Annotated in this window: 14 protein-coding genes and 2 tRNA genes; 10 read left to right on the top strand and 6 right to left on the bottom strand. The window is 31.9% G+C overall.

The window, feature by feature from the left end; genetic code table 11:
* Positions 1-85 precede the first annotated feature (85 nt).
* From gpmI to AB3G33_RS01070, 3 genes are all read right to left on the bottom strand, one after another.
* The gene (gene gpmI / locus AB3G33_RS01080; RefSeq protein WP_367755136.1) at positions 86-1,603 is read right to left on the bottom strand and encodes a 2,3-bisphosphoglycerate-independent phosphoglycerate mutase; all 1,518 of its coding nucleotides are present in this window, start codon (positions 1,601-1,603) and stop codon (positions 86-88) included.
* Between the two features lie 143 nt (positions 1,604-1,746).
* Positions 1,747-4,167: a DUF5916 domain-containing protein gene (locus AB3G33_RS01075; RefSeq protein WP_367772002.1), complete on the bottom strand. Its 2,421-nt coding sequence runs from the start codon at positions 4,165-4,167 to the stop codon at positions 1,747-1,749.
* A 126-nt stretch (positions 4,168-4,293) separates the two neighbouring features.
* Positions 4,294-6,690, bottom strand: coding sequence for a DUF5916 domain-containing protein (locus tag AB3G33_RS01070; protein ID WP_367772000.1), 2,397 nt, complete (start codon positions 6,688-6,690; stop codon positions 4,294-4,296).
* 179 nt (positions 6,691-6,869) lie between these two features.
* Here AB3G33_RS01070 and AB3G33_RS01065 point away from each other — a divergent pair, with 179 nt between their 5' ends.
* From AB3G33_RS01065 to AB3G33_RS01055, 3 genes are all read left to right on the top strand, one after another.
* A complete protein-coding gene (locus tag AB3G33_RS01065; protein WP_367771998.1) occupies positions 6,870-7,592 on the top strand; it encodes a murein L,D-transpeptidase catalytic domain family protein in 723 nt (240 codons plus the stop codon).
* A 362-nt stretch (positions 7,593-7,954) separates the two neighbouring features.
* Positions 7,955-8,027, top strand: a tRNA-Gly gene (locus AB3G33_RS01060).
* Positions 8,028-8,177: 150 nt separating this feature from the next.
* Positions 8,178-8,250 (top strand) — tRNA-Gly (locus tag AB3G33_RS01055).
* A gap of 34 nt (positions 8,251-8,284) precedes the next feature.
* On the opposite strand, the gene pepE is transcribed toward AB3G33_RS01055, so the two are convergent.
* On the bottom strand, positions 8,285-8,992 hold the full coding sequence (pepE, locus tag AB3G33_RS01050) for a dipeptidase PepE (RefSeq protein WP_367771996.1): 708 nt from the start codon (positions 8,990-8,992) through the stop codon (positions 8,285-8,287).
* A gap of 155 nt (positions 8,993-9,147) precedes the next feature.
* On the opposite strand from pepE, the gene AB3G33_RS01045 reads away from it, so the two are divergent.
* The 7 genes from AB3G33_RS01045 to AB3G33_RS01015 all read left to right on the top strand — a co-directional run bounded on the left by AB3G33_RS01045 (position 9,148) and on the right by AB3G33_RS01015 (position 15,224).
* Positions 9,148-9,912 carry a hypothetical protein gene (locus AB3G33_RS01045; RefSeq protein ID WP_367771994.1) on the top strand — a complete coding sequence of 255 codons (765 nt, stop codon included), beginning with the start codon at positions 9,148-9,150 and terminating at the stop codon, positions 9,910-9,912.
* Positions 9,899-10,624 (top strand): hypothetical protein, encoded by a 726-nt coding sequence (locus AB3G33_RS01040; protein WP_367771992.1) that lies wholly within the window; start codon positions 9,899-9,901, stop codon positions 10,622-10,624. The genes AB3G33_RS01045 and AB3G33_RS01040 overlap by 14 nt, the downstream gene beginning before the upstream one ends.
* Positions 10,614-11,369: a hypothetical protein gene (locus tag AB3G33_RS01035; RefSeq protein WP_367771990.1), complete on the top strand. Its 756-nt coding sequence runs from the start codon at positions 10,614-10,616 to the stop codon at positions 11,367-11,369. Before AB3G33_RS01040 ends, AB3G33_RS01035 begins: the two co-directional genes overlap by 11 nt.
* Complete coding sequence (locus AB3G33_RS01030) at positions 11,366-11,872, top strand: DUF6702 family protein (protein WP_367771988.1); 507 nt, start codon at positions 11,366-11,368, stop codon at positions 11,870-11,872. Before AB3G33_RS01035 ends, AB3G33_RS01030 begins: the two co-directional genes overlap by 4 nt.
* A 64-nt stretch (positions 11,873-11,936) precedes the next feature.
* Complete coding sequence (locus tag AB3G33_RS01025) at positions 11,937-14,177, top strand: M1 family metallopeptidase (RefSeq protein ID WP_367771986.1); 2,241 nt, start codon at positions 11,937-11,939, stop codon at positions 14,175-14,177.
* A 112-nt stretch (positions 14,178-14,289) separates the two neighbouring features.
* Positions 14,290-14,661: a twin-arginine translocase TatA/TatE family subunit gene (locus tag AB3G33_RS01020; protein ID WP_367771984.1), complete on the top strand. Its 372-nt coding sequence runs from the start codon at positions 14,290-14,292 to the stop codon at positions 14,659-14,661.
* Complete coding sequence (locus tag AB3G33_RS01015) at positions 14,661-15,224, top strand: phosphatase PAP2 family protein (protein WP_367771982.1); 564 nt, start codon at positions 14,661-14,663, stop codon at positions 15,222-15,224. The genes AB3G33_RS01020 and AB3G33_RS01015 overlap by 1 nt, the downstream gene beginning before the upstream one ends.
* 174 nt (positions 15,225-15,398) lie before the next feature.
* Here AB3G33_RS01015 and AB3G33_RS01010 read toward each other — a convergent pair whose 3' ends face one another.
* On the bottom strand, positions 15,399-16,040 hold the full coding sequence (locus AB3G33_RS01010) for an O-methyltransferase (protein ID WP_367771980.1): 642 nt from the start codon (positions 16,038-16,040) through the stop codon (positions 15,399-15,401).
* 95 nt (positions 16,041-16,135) lie between these two features.
* The gene (locus AB3G33_RS01005) at positions 16,136-16,687 is read right to left on the bottom strand and encodes a YceI family protein (RefSeq protein WP_367771978.1); all 552 of its coding nucleotides are present in this window, start codon (positions 16,685-16,687) and stop codon (positions 16,136-16,138) included.
* Between the last annotated feature and the right edge of the window lies 1 nt (position 16,688).

Genomic DNA, 16,688 nt, shown 5'->3' with positions numbered 1-16,688 from the left:
TAATACTATCAAAAACAATATTTTTCACATAAAAAAAGGCTATCCAAATAGAATAGCCTTTAATATTTAAATTTAATATGCTTTTTTACAACAATGAATGTTGAGTCATAACTGCTGGTTTTTGAATCCCCATTAATTCTAGAATTGTTGGAGCAATGTCACCTAAAACACCATCGTGAACTTCTTTTAATTCCTTATCAACTAAAATAAAAGGAACTGGGTTAGTAGTGTGAGCTGTATTTGGACTTCCATCAGGATTAATCATTGTTTCGCAATTCCCGTGATCTGCAATTACTAAAATAGTATAATCGTGAGCTAAAGCGGTCGTGATTACTTTTTCGACACATTTATCAACTGCTTCACATGCTTTGATAGCCGCTTCCATAATTCCTGTATGACCTACCATGTCGCCATTGGCAAAATTAAGACATACAAAATCTACATCTCCTTTTTCTAACTCTGGAATCAAGGCATCAGTTAATTCAAAAGCACTCATTTCAGGTTGCAAATCATACGTTGCTACCTTTGGGGAGTTTCGTAAAATTCTGTGTTCTCCTCTAAAAGGAATTTCTCTTCCTCCTGAAAAGAAAAAAGTAACGTGAGGATACTTTTCTGTTTCAGCAATTCTAATTTGAGTTTTATTGTTTTTTTCTAAAACTTCACCAAGTGTTTCGGTAATGTTGTCTTTATTGTAGACTACTTTTACATTTTTGTAGGTTTCGTCATAATTTGTAAGAGTTACATAGTACAAATTTAATTTATGCATGTTTTCTTCATGGAAATCTTGTTGAGAAAGTGCTTCGGTCAATTCGCGACCTCTGTCTGTTCTAAAGTTGAAGAAAATAACAACGTCGTCTTCTTGAATAGTTGCTAGTGGTTTGTCATTATCATCAACCATGACAATTGGGTGAATAAATTCATCCGTTACTTCATCTTGGTAGCTTTTTTCAATACTTACTATAGCATTTTTTGAGGGTGTTCCTTTTCCATTAACTAATAAATCATAAGCTAATTTTACTCGTTCCCAACGCTTGTCTCTGTCCATCGCATAATAGCGTCCAATAACTGAAGCTAATTTTACAGTGGTGTTGGCAATATAGTTTTCTAAATCTTGAATGTATTTTTTTCCTGATTTAGGATCAACATCGCGCCCATCAGTAAATGCGTGAACAAATACTTCTTGTAAACCGTAATCTTGTGTGGCATCAATCAATCCGCGTAGGTGAGAGGTATGAGAGTGAACACCACCATCAGAAACTAATCCTAAAAAGTGTACTTTTTTGTGGTTGTCTTTTGCGTATTGAAAAGCATCTTTGAGTACTTGTTCTTTTGCTAATGTTTTATTGGCTACAGCCAAATTAATCTTAGCTAAATCTTGGTATACAATTCTTCCGGCACCTAGGTTCATATGACCTACTTCGCTATTTCCCATTTGTCCTTCTGGAAGACCAACATGAAGGCCATCAGTTCTAAGTTGGGCGCTTGGGTAATTTTTGTAAAGACTGTTTATAAAGGGTACATTAGCATTGTCGATTGCAGATACTTTTGGGTCAGGAGATTTTCCCCAACCGTCCAAAATCATTAGTATAACTTTTTTGTTCATTTCGATTTATTTTAAACAAAGATAAAGTATTTCTAAAAATGTTCGGACTAATCTAAAAGACTATTATACATTCCTTACGGAACATTAACAAATAAAGTTGATTTTGTTGTAGAACAAAGTCTGTTTCTTACGCTTGATGTGTTTTATGATTTGCGTTTTAAGCTATTGTAATCAATAAAGTATTTTACACTAATTGAAAAAGTATGGCTTAATGCGTCATTATTCAATAAATTCGTAATGTTCTTTTCGAAGTTTTTATTGATAGTATCTTCAAAATTAGCAGCATTATTTCGATATAAAACAGAAACTTGACTACCAGGTGCAAACCACCAAGAGTACGATAAGTCAAAATTCCAAGAATAAAAACTAGAGTTCTTATTGGTAGTGTAATTAGTATAGTCAACTAGTCTTCCGTTTTGTTCTAATGACAAAAAGTTTTTATTTTCAGCATAAGACCAGTATTGGCGAACAGCTAAATCGAAATTCATTTTGCTACTAATGGAGTATTTTCCAGAAACAGTGTTAGAGTACGTGACTACGTTTCTATTTGCAAAAATAATGGTTTCGGGTGTTCTACTGTTTAAATCATCATCAATGCTGTCTACGAATCCTTTATTATTGTTTTTTCTTTGGAAATAAAAGTTATAACTCATGGAAAATTTATCATTAAAACGATATCTAGGTCCTAAAGAAACTTCAAAAGTGTTTCTTTTTGTTTCATTAAAAATGGCATAATAAGGATTAAAATCAAATGCGAATTTGTTATTGTAATTTGAGGATATGTACAACCAAGCATTATACCTTTGTGGAAGAATTACATATCTGTTATCCGTCCTGGCTTCATAGAAATCATAAGATTCAAGAGGGCTTATATTAGTTCCAAAACCAAGATAATGATTTTTCTTGTTATTCAGATTTAGGTTTATATTAATGTTGTTGCCTTGAATTTTACCCGTTTCTTTATGAAACTGAGTGTACATATTGTAGTTGATTCTAAAGCTGTTGAAGTGTTTAGTAGGGTTTAAAATTCTATAGTTAGCATTTCCGTAAATCGAATAATAATTAGTTTCAAAATTAATGCCTAAGTCATTATTATCGTAGTCTTTTGTTACTAAATCTGCGCCAAAACTATATCTATATTTGCCACTTGTCTCAGCAAAATTTAAAGTAGTAGCGATTCCTTTTTTATCCTCAATATCATTTACAAAACTGTTTTTGAAATTTCCAGAAAGATTATACGTGTTTTTCTTAGTGTTTAAATCCCAAACCAATGCCGATACATTTGCATCGCGAAAATTTCTGTTTCGAGTCACGTTAGTATTAATAAAAGAAACTGACGAATTTTTTCTAAAGCGCTGGTCTAATACGAGTACATTGTAATTTGTTAACGGTTCCACTTCGATTCTGCGAGTTTCATTGTTTACTGTGTTCTTAATAGTAGCATACGTTTTTTCGGTAACTGCATTTAAAAATCCAATTCCTAGTCCGTTTTTTGTTCTTCCAGAAACTTTTAAAGCGTTGATTAAGTTTACGCTTGAAGGGTTGTCTTTAATCACTTCATTTTCAGTAGTGGTTGGGTAAACTGTAGGTCTTCCGCCAATTCTTCTAGAATAAAGCAAGTCACCTTTACTAAATAGGTCAGTGCCTTCTGTGAAAAAAGACCTGTTCTCGTTGAACTGCTGTTCAAATGGACCTAGATTTAATATTTTGTCGTCATATTTTGTTTGTCCAAAGTCAGGAACTAAGATGGCATCGAGGGTAAAAGCATCATTAATCCCGTATTTAATATCTAGTCCACCTTTGAGTGTACCAATTGTTTTTTGTTGTGCATTTGCATTGACATAAAAAGAAGAGTACGGTAAAAGGAATAAACGAGTAGGAGGTTTTATATTTTCAATTCCCTCAAGAACTCCAGATTGTTGTGTAAAGGTGCCTACTTTAGAGTCAATATAATTCCAAGTGTACTTTTGACGGTCTCGCTTAATTTCTCTAAAAAAATTAAGGCCCCATGTCTGTTTGTTTTCTCCTGAGAAGCGCAATGCAGCGTAAGGGATGCGCATTTCAACTACCCAACCAAAATCAGTAATTAAAGCTTTGCTTTTCCAAATCGCGTCCCAAGAATAGTCTTCTCCATTTGCATCTGTGGTAATGCAATCGGCTTGACCATCAGAAGCGCATACATAAAATTGAAAATCTTGTTGTCCGTCATTAAAGCCATTTATAAAAACACCAAATAAATCTGATGTTCCAAATTCGTCTCTTTTGGATATTTCTTTTAATATTTTATTGGGCTCGTCATCATATAATGTAGCGGCTATGTAAACAGCATCATTATCATAAATTACTTTGACTATAGTTTTTTTGTTCTCAGGAATTGGTTTTCCATTGTCTGGTTCAAACATAACGAAATTATCAGCTACGGGAGTTGTCTCCCAGATGCTTTCATCGAGTTTACCGTCAATAATAATGTTATTTGAAGTAATAAATGTCGTTTTTAAGACTTTTTTTTGGCTGAAGCCAAAAATAGAAGCCATTAAAAAAAATATCAAAAGTTGATTTTTCATGAAATTGTTTAATGTTGAAACAAAAAGATAAAACCAATTTTAAAACTATAGTAAATAGTACTTTAATTAGGTTTGTATAGTAGACTAAAGTAAGGGTCTATTGTTACAGTTTATATTAAAAAAATATTAAAATTTATTTTTAACTCTATTGTAATCAATGAAATAACGCAGACTTATTGATAAAATGTTAGTCATGTTGCTATTAAAAACATTTTTCAAATTAGTGGTAAGGCTTTTTTCGACAATACTTGCGCTTTCTTGAGAATAATTACGATACAAAATGGATAATTCGCTACCTGGAGCAAACCACCAAGAGTAGGCAAGGTCAAAATTCCAAGAGTTGAAATTTCTATTTTTATTTAGAGAATAAGTATTATTAGGCGTTAGATAGCCATTATCTTGTAAAGTTAAAAATTTGTGATTTTCAGAGTAGGACCAATAATAGCGAGCAGTAAGATTAACGGTCATTTTGTTGTTAATTGCATACTTCCCTGAAATGTCATTTTGCAAAATCTCTCTGTCTCGTTGTCCAAAAATAATGTCGTTATTTTCAAACCCTACCCAGCCACGGTCATTTTTTTTATTAGTATAATCTAAGATGTAAGAAAGAGATAATTTATCATTGAATCTATAGTTTGGTCCTACAGCTATTCCATAAGTGATTCTTTTATTTTGATCGTATACAGCGATACTTGGAGTAAAGTCAAAAGTAAAAGCGTTATTTTTATTAAATTCAACTCCAAAATAAGAGGTGACTCTTTTAGGTATTTGTACATATCTTCCTTCAACTCTGGGTTCGTAGAAATCGAATGTCTCAACAGGAGTTGCTACAATGGCAAACTCAAGATAATCGTTCTTTTTTGTAGTCGCTTTAAAGACCGTTTTATACCAGGCTTCTTGCAGTTTTCCTGTAGTATTTTGAATTTCTAAATTCAATTCTTGTTCAACTTTAAAGGTATTAAAATATTTTGTAGGATTTAAAATTCTATAACTTCCATTGGCGTAAGCATTATGATAGTTAGTGTAAAATACGATTCCAAGATCATTCACATCATAATTTTCTGATATGTATTTTCCTGAGAGTAAATACCTGTATTTCCCACTCGTTTTCGCAAAATTCAAAGAGGTTTTGTATCCATTATAATCAACTACATCGTTTATGGTACTGTATTTATAGTCTCCATATAAATTATACGTATTTGCTTTTGTGCTTAAATCAAATACTAAAGCAGAAACATTGGCGTCTCTAAAGCTTCCATTACGCGTCGTGTTTGTGTTAACAAATGAAACTGATGAGTTTTGATTGAAACGTTGATCTAGAACAAGGATATTGTAGTTTGTTAACGGCTCAATAACTTCTTTTCGCGTTTCTTGGGTGTCAGTGTTTTGAATTTTAGCAAAAGTTTTTTCGGTTAATGCATTTAAAAAACCTATTCCTAAACCTTTTTCGGTTCTACCAGAAATTTTTACGGCATTGATTAAGTTGACAGAATTTGGATAGTTTGTGACTTCTTCTGCATCAGTTGTTGATGGATAAGTGCTTGGCGCTCCACCAATTCTTCGAGAATAAAATATATTTCCAATATTAAATAAGTTAGTACCTTCAGTAAAAAAAGGACGATTTTCATCTAATTTTTGTTCAAAAGGTTCTAAATTTAAAATGGCATTATCGAATTTTGTCTGACCAAAATCGGGGACTAAAATAGCATCTAAAGTAAAGGCGTCGTTAATTCCGTATTTTATGTCTAATCCAGCTTTCACTGTTCTGTCAGAGGTATAGTTGTCTTGTTGGTAATACGCCGAAGTGTAGGGAATAAAGAAAAGACGTGTTGGTGTTTTAATGTTTTCAATACCTTTCAAAACTCCAGCTTGCGTAATCACGGCTCCAATTTTAGTATCAACATGATTCCAAGTGTATTTTTGGGCATCTCGTTTAATTTCGCGCATAAAATTTAAACCCCAAACTTGTTTTTTGGCTCCAGAGAACCGCAATGCAGCGTAAGGAATTTTCATTTCTACTACCCATCCAAAATCAGTTATTTTGACCTCGCTATCCCATATAGCATCCCAAGAAAAATCTTCATTACCTTCGGTTGCAAGACAGTCCATTTGTACTCCGGCTGCACTTACATAAAAGCGAAAGTCTTGTTGACCATCATTAAAACCATTTATAGATACTGAAAAATGGTCTGAAACTCCAAAAACATCTCTATTGGTTATCTCCCTTTGTATTTTGTCAGGTTCATTATCGTATAAAACCGCCGAGACGTAGATGGCATTATTATCGTATACTACTTTTACTTCGGTTCTTTTATTATCGCTGATTGGTTTCCCATTATCAGGCTCAAACATTACGAAATCTGTTGCAATATTTTCATCCTTTACCCAAGCTTCTTCATCTATTTTTCCATCAATAGTAATGCCTTCTAAAATTGCTTTTGCATTAAGTACTTTTTTCTGACAATAAGCGTTTAAACTAAAGAAAACTATAGTGAGTAGTGTTAAAGGGTATGATTTATGCATAAATTAAGAATATGGTTAAGCAAAAATAACATTTTTAACACAAAAAGCAAATACAATGTGATTTTAAATGTAATCTTTTGTTTACAAATAATATATTAAATTTTCTACTTAATTTTTTTTTCAACAAATTTTGAGTATATTCGCAATCCCAAATAAATTACATAACATAATTAAAATCAATGATTTATAAAATATTTCCTACTGTGCTTCTTGTTGTCTTATCATTAATTTCAACTAATGAGTTCTTTAATGAAACTCATAATATTAAAAGAACGGAAGCGGTTAAATCTATCAAAACAAATTCTGAAACTAGTGAAGAGCTCGTTTATAATAATTTGAATTCCAACCATTTTTCTTTGCCTAAACTAGAAAGTTTTGCTGAGGCTTTAAAAGGTTTTTATCTTTTAAAAGAGAAAGGATTAGTAAGTAAAAATATATTAACGCTCATCGACTTCAGTCTGTCTTCCAATTCAAAGAGACTTTGGGTTATAGATTTAACTACAAATACAATCCTATACAATTCGCTTGTGGCGCATGGCCGTAATACGGGTGATGAATTTGCAACAAGCTTTTCAAATTCGGCAGAATCCTATAAAAGCAGTTTGGGTTTTTACGCAACTGGGGAGATATACAATGGCAAACATGGTAAATCTTTAAAATTGGACGGTTTGGAAAAAGGGATTAATAGTAATGCTAGAGAAAGAGCTGTTGTTATTCATGGAGCGCAATATGTTTCGAATTCATTTATTCAAAACAATAAAAGATTAGGAAGAAGCTTAGGTTGCCCAGCAATTCCTTTGGAATTAACAAATGAGATCATTCAAACAATTAAAGATAAATCATGTCTGTTTGTTTATTATCCTTCAAAAGCATACAAAATAGCATCTAAATTAGTGATGTAAATATTTAAAAAATAACTTATAAAGCCAATCAGAATTTATTTTGATTGGCTTTTTTTATAAAAAGGGAATGACTCCTAGAGATTTCCGATTTATAAAAAGACCAAATTTTACTTTAATTAATAAGTTTCTTGATCTAAACCGAGAAGTTGACTATTGATTTTCATTCTCGAACTGGTTGATATCTGTCAGTTTTGGTGTTCAAAAGTGTTATTTTTTTATTGAAGGGTATGTTTGTTTGGAATTATAAAGCTGTAACAATTTAATTTTAAATTGGTTATGTTGTGGTTGAATTTTTTATAAAAAAATCATTAAAAAAACTTGCTACAAAGTGAACTTATTATCTATATTTGCACCACAGTAATGCGAAAGTAGCTCAGTTGGTAGAGCTCCAGCCTTCCAAGCTGGTTGTCGCGAGTTCGAGCCTCGTCTTTCGCTCTTTAAAGCCGAAACTTTATGTTTCGGCTTTTTTATTAGAACTTAAAAGCATTTTTTTGTTCTAAAAAATTTAAAATAAAACGAGTTTAAATTTTTTATAAAAAAACTTGTGTTCGTGTAAATTAATTTATATATTTGCACCCTGTTAATGCGAAAGTAGCTCAGTTGGTAGAGCTCCAGCCTTCCAAGCTGGTTGTCGCGAGTTCGAGCCTCGTCTTTCGCTCTTAAAAGCCGAAACATTTTATGTTTCGGCTTTTTTATTTGATATCGCTTATATCGCTTTGGCTTTCTATTTCTTCTGAAGCTTGATTTTGTCTAAAAAGAATTCCTTTCAAATTACCTTTCAGGATGATTTTTGAACCTTTTACGTCTAGCCAGCTTCCTTCTCTTAATCCTAAAACAGGAATTGAATTATAAGCATGAAATTCTTTTATTCGAGTCTCTCTAGTTTCACCCATATGTTTGGACTGTAAATCTGGATCTAAATAATGCGCATTTATATTAAATGGAATTAATCCTGTCGTTTGAAAGCTTGGTGGATATACAATAGGCATGTCATTGGTGTTTTGCATGCTTAAACCACAAATGACGCTTCCAGCACTTGTGCCTAAATATGGAATCCCTTTTTTGACCGCTTGACTAAGCACAGTCATGATATTGTTTTTGTATAATTCGTTAACCAATACAAAAGTACTTCCGCCACCGGTAAAAATCCCTTCTGCATTTTCAATTGCCGAAATTGGATTTTGAAATTCATGTATTCCTTTTACGTTTATATTTATTTTAGAGAATGCAGCTGCTGCTTTGGCTGTGTATTCATCGTGAGAAATACCACTTGGTCTGGCATAGGGAATGAAAAGAATGGTTTTGCAATCTTGAAAATGTTTGCTCAATTCAGGTAATAAATATTCTAAATAGTCTCCCCCGTGAAGTGTTGATGTACTTGCGATTATTATATTTTTCATTTTTTTATTGAATTTTATATGCTAAAGGTATAAAATCAGACTTCGAATTGGACTTAATTTTTATTAACATTTTTTTACCATGTCCTTAGTAATTAATTTGGAACACATTAAGATACTTTTACAACTTATCAATAATTATGGTTATTACAAATACAATGAATAAATTAGGATGTATCTTTTTTGTTTTATTTGCAACAGCTGGTCTGGCTCAAGAATCTGTTTCTACCGAATTGAATGGAAAGGTAAATGCAGATATGTCTAATTTGGAAGGGATTTATGTTATAAATTTAAAAACAGAAAAAGCTGTAATTACGGATCAACAAGGTTATTTTTTCATTAAAGCGATTGTAGGAGATACTTTAATGTTTTCTTCGATTCAGTATAAAGGATTGAAAATTGCTTTAACTAAAGATGATTTTAATAAAAGACTTTTCTTTGTTAAGATGGTTCCAGTTATGAATCAATTAAACGAAGTTGTGATTAAAAGATACAATAATATCAATTCGAGGTCCTTGGGTATTATTCCTGAAAATCAAAGATCGTATACAGAAGCAGAACGTAAATTAGCAACAGCAACAGGTCTCAATCCTAGTGCTAGTCTAAGTGGTATGGCTGGAGGCTCAATTTCTGCAGATCCCTTGTTAAACTTCCTTTCCGGAAGGACTGCAATGCTTAAGAAAGAACTTGAAGTAGAGAAAAAAGAAGCTTATTTAGTAATGCTGGATGAAATGTTTGATTTGGATCAATATGTAGGAAAGTTTCAAATACCTTTATTATATGTAAAAGGCTTTCAATATTATGCAGTTGACAACGATAAATTCACCAAAATTCTAGATCAAAAAAATAAAACAACCATTGAATTTTTATTAGGAGAACTAGCATCAAAGTATAAAGAAATAATTGCCTGTGAGAACGAATAATACTTTCTTATTTTTTATCTGTTTGTTTACTCAAATTATTTTTGGTCAAGTTTCCAATGAAAAAAAAATTCACGGCCTAATTACTGCAGATTCGACTTCGGTTGAAGGGATAAATATTGTCAATCTAACAACGGATAGAGCGACCTCTTCTAATAAAGATGGTGTGTTTCATCTTTTTGTAAAAGAAGGGGATCTTTTAGCTTTTTCTGCTGTAAATCTCGTAACTTTACGTAGAAGGATATCTAAAGAGGACATTTTAAAAGAAAATGTAAGTGTTAAAATGCTAGCCAATAGTATTCCGTTAAAAGAGGTTGTGGTAAATGAAAACTCACAAATCAATGCCGAAAATCTTGGAATAATTCCTGAAGGGCAAAAAAAATATACCCCTGCCGAAAGAAAATTATACACCTCAAGATCGGGATTGTTAGATAGGCCTTTAAACTGGATGTCTGGAAGAACTGCAATGCTAAAAAAAGAAGTTGCAGTAGAATATAAGGAGCAACTCATGAATAAACTAGAGTATCTATTTGAAGATAAATATTATATAGAGACTTTAAAAATTCCTGAAGAATACATTAAAGGATTTCAATATTATTGTGTTGAAAACACCGATTTTGCAGCGGCACTGAAGTCTAAAAATAAAACATTATCTATGTTTTTGATTATTACTTTAGCAGAAAAATATAATAAAATTATAACCGATGAAAACTAAAATAGGGGTAATCTTTTCAGTATTATTTTTTCAGGTTTGCTTTGCGCAAAATGAAACTAGAAAACCGTTACATGGACAGGTAGTAAACGACTCGTTAACTTTAGAAAGTGGGTATGTGTTAAACATTAACTCACAAACACGGACTTTTATTAATGCTAATGGTTTGTTTGATATTTTGGCGAAGCCAAAAGATACTTTGTTATTCTCAAGCTTGGCCTTTCAGTCTAAAAAAATTGTATTGACTGAAAAAAACTGTCAAGAACGACTCTTCTTAGTGCAAATGGATTTAGTAAATAATGAATTGAAAGAAGTAGTTGTTTCTAATGGGTTAAAAGTAAATAGTTTAGGTGGCGGGTCACAGCGATTTGTAGATAAAAAGTTTTTTGATGATGAGAAATCATCGCCTAAAAACCGATTAATGCCAGCAGATGGGACTATAGAGAATGGAATGGATTTTGTTCGTATTTTTAAAGATTTTAAAAAAATCCTAAGAAAAAAAGAGGAAGTTAAAGAAGATTTTATTTCAGATGTTGCTTTCTCAGAATATGTAAAAGTTAATTTTAGTCCCTCTTTTTTCTCTAAAGATTTAAGTTTAAAAGAGGATGAGGTGGAATTGTTCTTGCTTTATTGTTCGAATGATGCTGCTTCGAAGAAGTATTTGAAACCGGAAGACAGATTCATGTTAATGGATTTTTTGATTACTAAAAACAAAGAGTTTAAAAGAATTGCTACTTTTGGAAAATGAAAAAAAGAACTTTATACCTTTTTATTGGATTTTTAATATTGACTTTGTCGTCTTTTGCTGCTCATAAATTTTATATGGGTATCTATCAGATTAATTATGCACCCGAAAAGAAAATGTTACAAATTACTTCTCGTATTTTTCTTGATGATTTAAATAAGACATTGGAGAAAAAATACAAAAAGCAACACTTCCATATTGGGACTAATCAAGAGACACCTGAAGAACTAGAGTTGTTTAAAAAATACCTTGGGGAGAATTTCTCGGTTAAAGTCAATGGGCAATCTAAACCAATGAATTTTTTAAGTAAAGAAATGGAAGACGATGTGTTGATTTGTTATTCTAATATCAAAGGAATTTCAAAAATCAGTACACTTGAAATTTATAATTCTGTTTTGATGGATTGGAGCTCTGAACAGCAAAACATTACACATATTACGGTGCTTGGAACTAAAAACAGCATTCTTTTTACAGAATCTTCAAGGAATGGAATGTTAAAATACTGATTAAAGGACGGTTTTTTGTTAAAAATTATTATTTTCACGAACTGAAACTACTAGCGTTTTATTTATGAAAAAAATTTCTTTACTCCTTTTTCTTCCAGCTCTTATTTTTGCACAAGAAAAAACGACAACCGTAACTCCTAAACAAACAGGCAAATACGACACCAACAAATTCAGTCAAATGTATGACTTATTGGCAACGCCCAATATGTTTAGAAATGCAGCTGGTGCTCCTGGTCCAGCGTATTATCAGCAACAAGCTGATTATAAAATTGACATAGAATTAGATGATAAAAATGCTAAGTTAATGGGTTCTGAAACCATTACTTACTTTAATAATTCTCCTGATAATTTAGATTATTTATGGGTACAATTAGATCAAAATCAAGCTGCTAAAGATTCTGAATCTCCATTGGCTGAGAGTGAAAAAATAACACAAACTTTTCCTGCTTCAAATTTTGCTGATAAATTTTTGAAAAAAGATTTAGAACGTGGATTTAATATTGAATATGTTAAGGATTCCAAAGGGAATTCAATGACGTACAATATTAATCATACCATGATGAGAATTGATTTGGCTTCACCAATGAAACCGGGTACGTCAATTTCTTTTTCAGTAAAATGGTGGTATAACATCAATAATTATCAAAAAGAAGGGGGTCGTTCAGGATATGAATTATTCGAAAAAGAAGGCAATAGATTATATGTAATAGCACAATTCTACCCTAGAATGGCAGTGTATAATGATGTTGAAGGATGGCAAAATATGCAATTTTGGGGAAGCGGAGAATTTGCTTTGCCATTTGGAAATTTTGATGTAAATATTACAGTTCCTGCTGATCATGTTATGGAAGCAACAGGAGAATTGACAAATAGAAGTGAAGTGTTTACTCCAGCTCAAGTAAAAAGATGGGAATTGGCACAAAAAACATTTGATAAACCAGTTGTTATCGTAACTCAAGCGGAAGCAGAAGCAGCCGAAAAAGGGTTTTCAACTAAGAAAAAAACATGGAAATTTAGCGCAAAAAACGTTAGAGATTTTGGTATAGCAACTTCAAGAAAGTTTATTCTTGACGCAATGGCGGTACAATTGAGTACTAAAACAGCGATGGCAGTTTCAATCTACCCTAAAGAGGCTAATCCACTTTGGGGAGAAACGTCAACAATAACAGTAGCTCATACTTTAAAAAGTTACTCTTCCCACACTTTTGATTATCCTTATCCAAAAGCGGTATCTGTTTCAGCAGAAGATCAAGGAATGGAATACCCAATGATTTGTTGGAATTTTGGTCGTCCTGATGAAAAAGGAGTAACAAGCGAGCAAACAAAGAACGGAATGATGGGTGTAGTAATTCATGAAGTGGGACATAACTTTTTCCCAATGATTGTAAATTCTGATGAACGCCAATGGACTTGGATGGATGAAGGTTTAAATTCATTTATGGAATTCATGGCCGAACAAGAATTAGAGACAAATTTCCCATCAAGAAGAGGTCCTGCTAAAAATATTATTCCATATATGAGTGGAGATCAAAAGTTTTTAGAGCCTATTATGTCAAATTCAGAAAGCATTATTCAATTTGGAAATAACGCTTACGGAAAACCGGCAACTGCATTAAATATTCTTAGAGAAACAATTATGGGTAGAGAATTGTTTGATTATGCTTTCAAAGTATACGCAAACCGTTGGAAATTCAAACATCCTACTCCAGAAGATTTCTTTAGAACAATGGAAGATGCATCTGCAGTTGATTTAGACTGGTTCTTTAGAGGGTGGTTTTACTCCACTGATTTTGTAGATATAGGTATCAATGAAGTAAAGCAATATTATGTATCGGAGACACCTTCGGCTGAACTTAAAAATGCTAAAGTAAGAAAAGGACGTTTTGGTGTAGATGCTGGTCCATTTGTTTATTTAATTGAAGAAAACAATGTAGCATTAAAATCAAACCAAAAGAAAGCATTAAAAGTAGAAGATGTAAAATTACTTTCTGATTATGTGAGCACGCTTACAGCAGAAGAGAAAGGAACTTTAAAATCTCCAAAGTATTTTTACGAAGTAGAGTTCAATAAGCCAGGAGGATTAATAATGCCGATTCTTGTTGAAATTACTTATGAAGATGGAACGGTAGATAATTATAAGTATCCAGCTCAAATTTGGAGAAAGAACAATGATACCGCTAAGAAAGTATATGCTACTGAAAAAGCAATCAAAAAAATTCAAATTGACCCAAAATTAGAAACAGCAGATATTGATGTGACTAATAACACTTGGCCAAAAGAAGAGATAAAATCTAAATTTGATTAAGTTCAACTTTCATATAAAAAAAAGACTCAATTTTGAGTCTTTTTTTTTATGAAAAATTTAAAAGAGGCGGAATCAAAAATTGGTATATTTGCAATATTAAAATAGAAAAAATATGTTTGGAATAGGAGGAGGAGAGTTAGTTTTTATTATGTTTATAGTGCTAATGCTTTTTGGATCAGATAAAGTTCCAGAAATGGCTCGTACTATGGGTAAAGCAATGGCGCAATTAAAAAATGCGACAAATGATATCAAAAGTGAAATCCAAAAAGGGGTTGAGGCCAATGGTTTGGATACAAAATCATTGTCTGAATTGACAGGAGATATAAACTCTCATATTAATAAAGTAAAAGAAGATCTTATGGGTGATAGTGTCGCTCAGGCAAATAAGGTGAAAACAGATCTTTTAGGAGATTCAGTTGTGCAAGCAAATAAGGTAAAAGAAGATATTGAAGACATTACAGGACCAGTAAAACGTCAAAAATAATGTTGGAAAAAATACTTTCTTTAGATACCCAATTACTTGTTTACTTAAATAGTTTGGGTTCTACGCAATATGATGGACTTTGGTTGATTATAACAAATCAACTCAATTGGTTGCCTTTATTCTTATTGTTATTGTATGTGATTTTTAAAAAATTAGGAACAAAAAAAACCTTGTATTTACTGCTATTTATTGCTATTTTATTAACGTTTACGGACCAAATTACGAACTTGTTTAAAAACGGATTTCAAAGACTTCGACCGTGTAATAATCCAGAAATAAATACCATAATAAGAGTCGTTAAGAAAAGTAATTCCTATAGTTTCTTTTCAGGTCATGCAGCTAATAGTATGGCAGTAGCCTCATTTTTATACTTCACATTACGTAAATATTCTTTCTATTTTATTCTATTGTTTTTGTGGCCATTAATTTTTGCCTATAGTCGTATTTATTTAGGATTGCATTATCCGCTAGATATTTTTTGTGGGTATGTATTCGGGATATTTTCAGGATATCTATTTTCTATTCTTTATAAGAAAGCACAAAAAAAATATTTTCCAGTTTAATTTTAAAAAGCTATTTCCAGCGGTACATTTCAATCTTCTGGTAAAAATGATTTTTCAATAACAATAAAGGAGCTTCCGTTGGTCGCTCTTTTTTGTTTAGAAAAATTTCATTTTTATACCATAAGGATTTTCATTTCCATCTGGGCTAGAAAATCTGAGGAAACGATAAAATAATTAAAGTACTCTACTTACAGTCAGTCCATCACGTATGGGTAGCAAAACAGTTTCTACTCTAGGGTCATTTTTTAATAAGGCATTATACTCCAAAAGTACTTTAGTGCTAATGTCTTTTGGGTTTAAGGGTTCCAAGACTTTTCCGCTCCATAATACATTATCCGATAAAATAATACCGCCTTTATTCATTTTTGGAACAATCAGCTCAAAATAGTTAATGTAGTTCTCTTTGTCTGCGTCAATAAAAACCAAATCAAATTTTACGTCAAGATTTGGTATGATAGCAGTAGCTTCACCTAAATGTTGTACAATTTGTTTTCCCCAAGGTGATTTGTCAAAATGTTTTCGCTGAAAATCGATCAGTTCTTCCTTAATGTCAATGGTGTGTAATACACCACCTTCTTGCATTCCTTCACATAAACACAAAGCAGAGTATCCCGTGTAGGTACCAATTTCAAGGATATTCACAGGACGAATCAATTTGGCTAACATACTCAAAACACGCCCTTGAAAATGACCGCTTAACATGCGTGGTAAAAGAATTTTTTGATACGTTTCTTTATTTAAAGCGGCTAGTAAAGCAGGTTCTTTTTCAGAATGTTGTTCAATATAATCTTCTAATTCTTGTGAGATGAAATGCATTTTTGACTTTTTTAATTGATGCAAAGTTACAAATCAAAAAATGGGAATAAAAGAAGTTTAAAAGTAAATTTAAAGGAAGCTTTTTGTGTTAGAAATCAATTATTGTATAAACTAAAATCAATAACAACCTGGTCTCTTACTTTTACAAGACCAGCCATTTTTACTGGCGGATCAAGGTCAATATCTGAAAAATTGATATTGATAGTGCCATGAATTTTGTCATCTTCTTTATATAGTATAAAGTCTTTGTAATTCAGTTTTTTATCTGTTATTAAAAAAGTAAGGTTGCATTTGTAATCGGACTTGTAAGCTTTGATGTCTGTTATTGTAACATGGCTGTTTGGGAATTCTTTGCATTTTACAGTGCTTCGTAAATCTTTAGTCATGATTTTATTACCACAATCAAAGTTTAGCATTGGGATATCTGCATTTATAGAGTTTTTCTTGTTTAAGTTCAAATTGATAGTGTCATTTATATAAAAAGTATTGGTACAATGGTATTTTCCCACGTTTGAAGTTCCGCTAATTTTTATTTCAATTCTATTTATTATCAGTGTTGCATTTTTTAGTGCAACAGTGGACTTAGCACCTCCTAAGAGTGTGAAAAGTGCTAAACCCATTATACCTATTGCAATTCTTTTTTTCATT

Origin of the sequence: Flavobacterium sp. WC2421 (genome assembly GCF_040822115.1) — a bacterium.
Classification (GTDB): domain Bacteria; phylum Bacteroidota; class Bacteroidia; order Flavobacteriales; family Flavobacteriaceae; genus Flavobacterium.
Note: the sequence above shows the minus strand (reverse complement) of the source record. Positions and strands in the feature narration are given on the sequence as shown.

Excerpts from the sequence above, each read along its gene's own strand:
- gpmI (WP_367755136.1), bottom strand. The coding sequence starts at position 1,603 with ATGAACAAAAAAGTTATACTAATGATTTTGGACGGTTGGGGAAAATCT.
- AB3G33_RS01075 (WP_367772002.1), bottom strand. The coding sequence starts at position 4,167 with ATGAAAAATCAACTTTTGATATTTTTTTTAATGGCTTCTATTTTTGGC.
- AB3G33_RS01070 (WP_367772000.1), bottom strand. The coding sequence starts at position 6,690 with ATGCATAAATCATACCCTTTAACACTACTCACTATAGTTTTCTTTAGT.
- AB3G33_RS01065 (WP_367771998.1), top strand. The coding sequence starts at position 6,870 with ATGATTTATAAAATATTTCCTACTGTGCTTCTTGTTGTCTTATCATTA.
- pepE (WP_367771996.1), bottom strand. The coding sequence starts at position 8,992 with ATGAAAAATATAATAATCGCAAGTACATCAACACTTCACGGGGGAGAC.
- AB3G33_RS01045 (WP_367771994.1), top strand. The coding sequence starts at position 9,148 with ATGAATAAATTAGGATGTATCTTTTTTGTTTTATTTGCAACAGCTGGT.
- AB3G33_RS01035 (WP_367771990.1), top strand. The coding sequence starts at position 10,614 with ATGAAAACTAAAATAGGGGTAATCTTTTCAGTATTATTTTTTCAGGTT.
- AB3G33_RS01030 (WP_367771988.1), top strand. The coding sequence starts at position 11,366 with ATGAAAAAAAGAACTTTATACCTTTTTATTGGATTTTTAATATTGACT.
- AB3G33_RS01025 (WP_367771986.1), top strand. The coding sequence starts at position 11,937 with ATGAAAAAAATTTCTTTACTCCTTTTTCTTCCAGCTCTTATTTTTGCA.
- AB3G33_RS01020 (WP_367771984.1), top strand. The coding sequence starts at position 14,290 with ATGTTTGGAATAGGAGGAGGAGAGTTAGTTTTTATTATGTTTATAGTG.
- AB3G33_RS01015 (WP_367771982.1), top strand. The coding sequence starts at position 14,661 with ATGTTGGAAAAAATACTTTCTTTAGATACCCAATTACTTGTTTACTTA.
- AB3G33_RS01010 (WP_367771980.1), bottom strand. The coding sequence starts at position 16,040 with ATGCATTTCATCTCACAAGAATTAGAAGATTATATTGAACAACATTCT.
- AB3G33_RS01005 (WP_367771978.1), bottom strand. The coding sequence starts at position 16,687 with ATGAAAAAAAGAATTGCAATAGGTATAATGGGTTTAGCACTTTTCACA.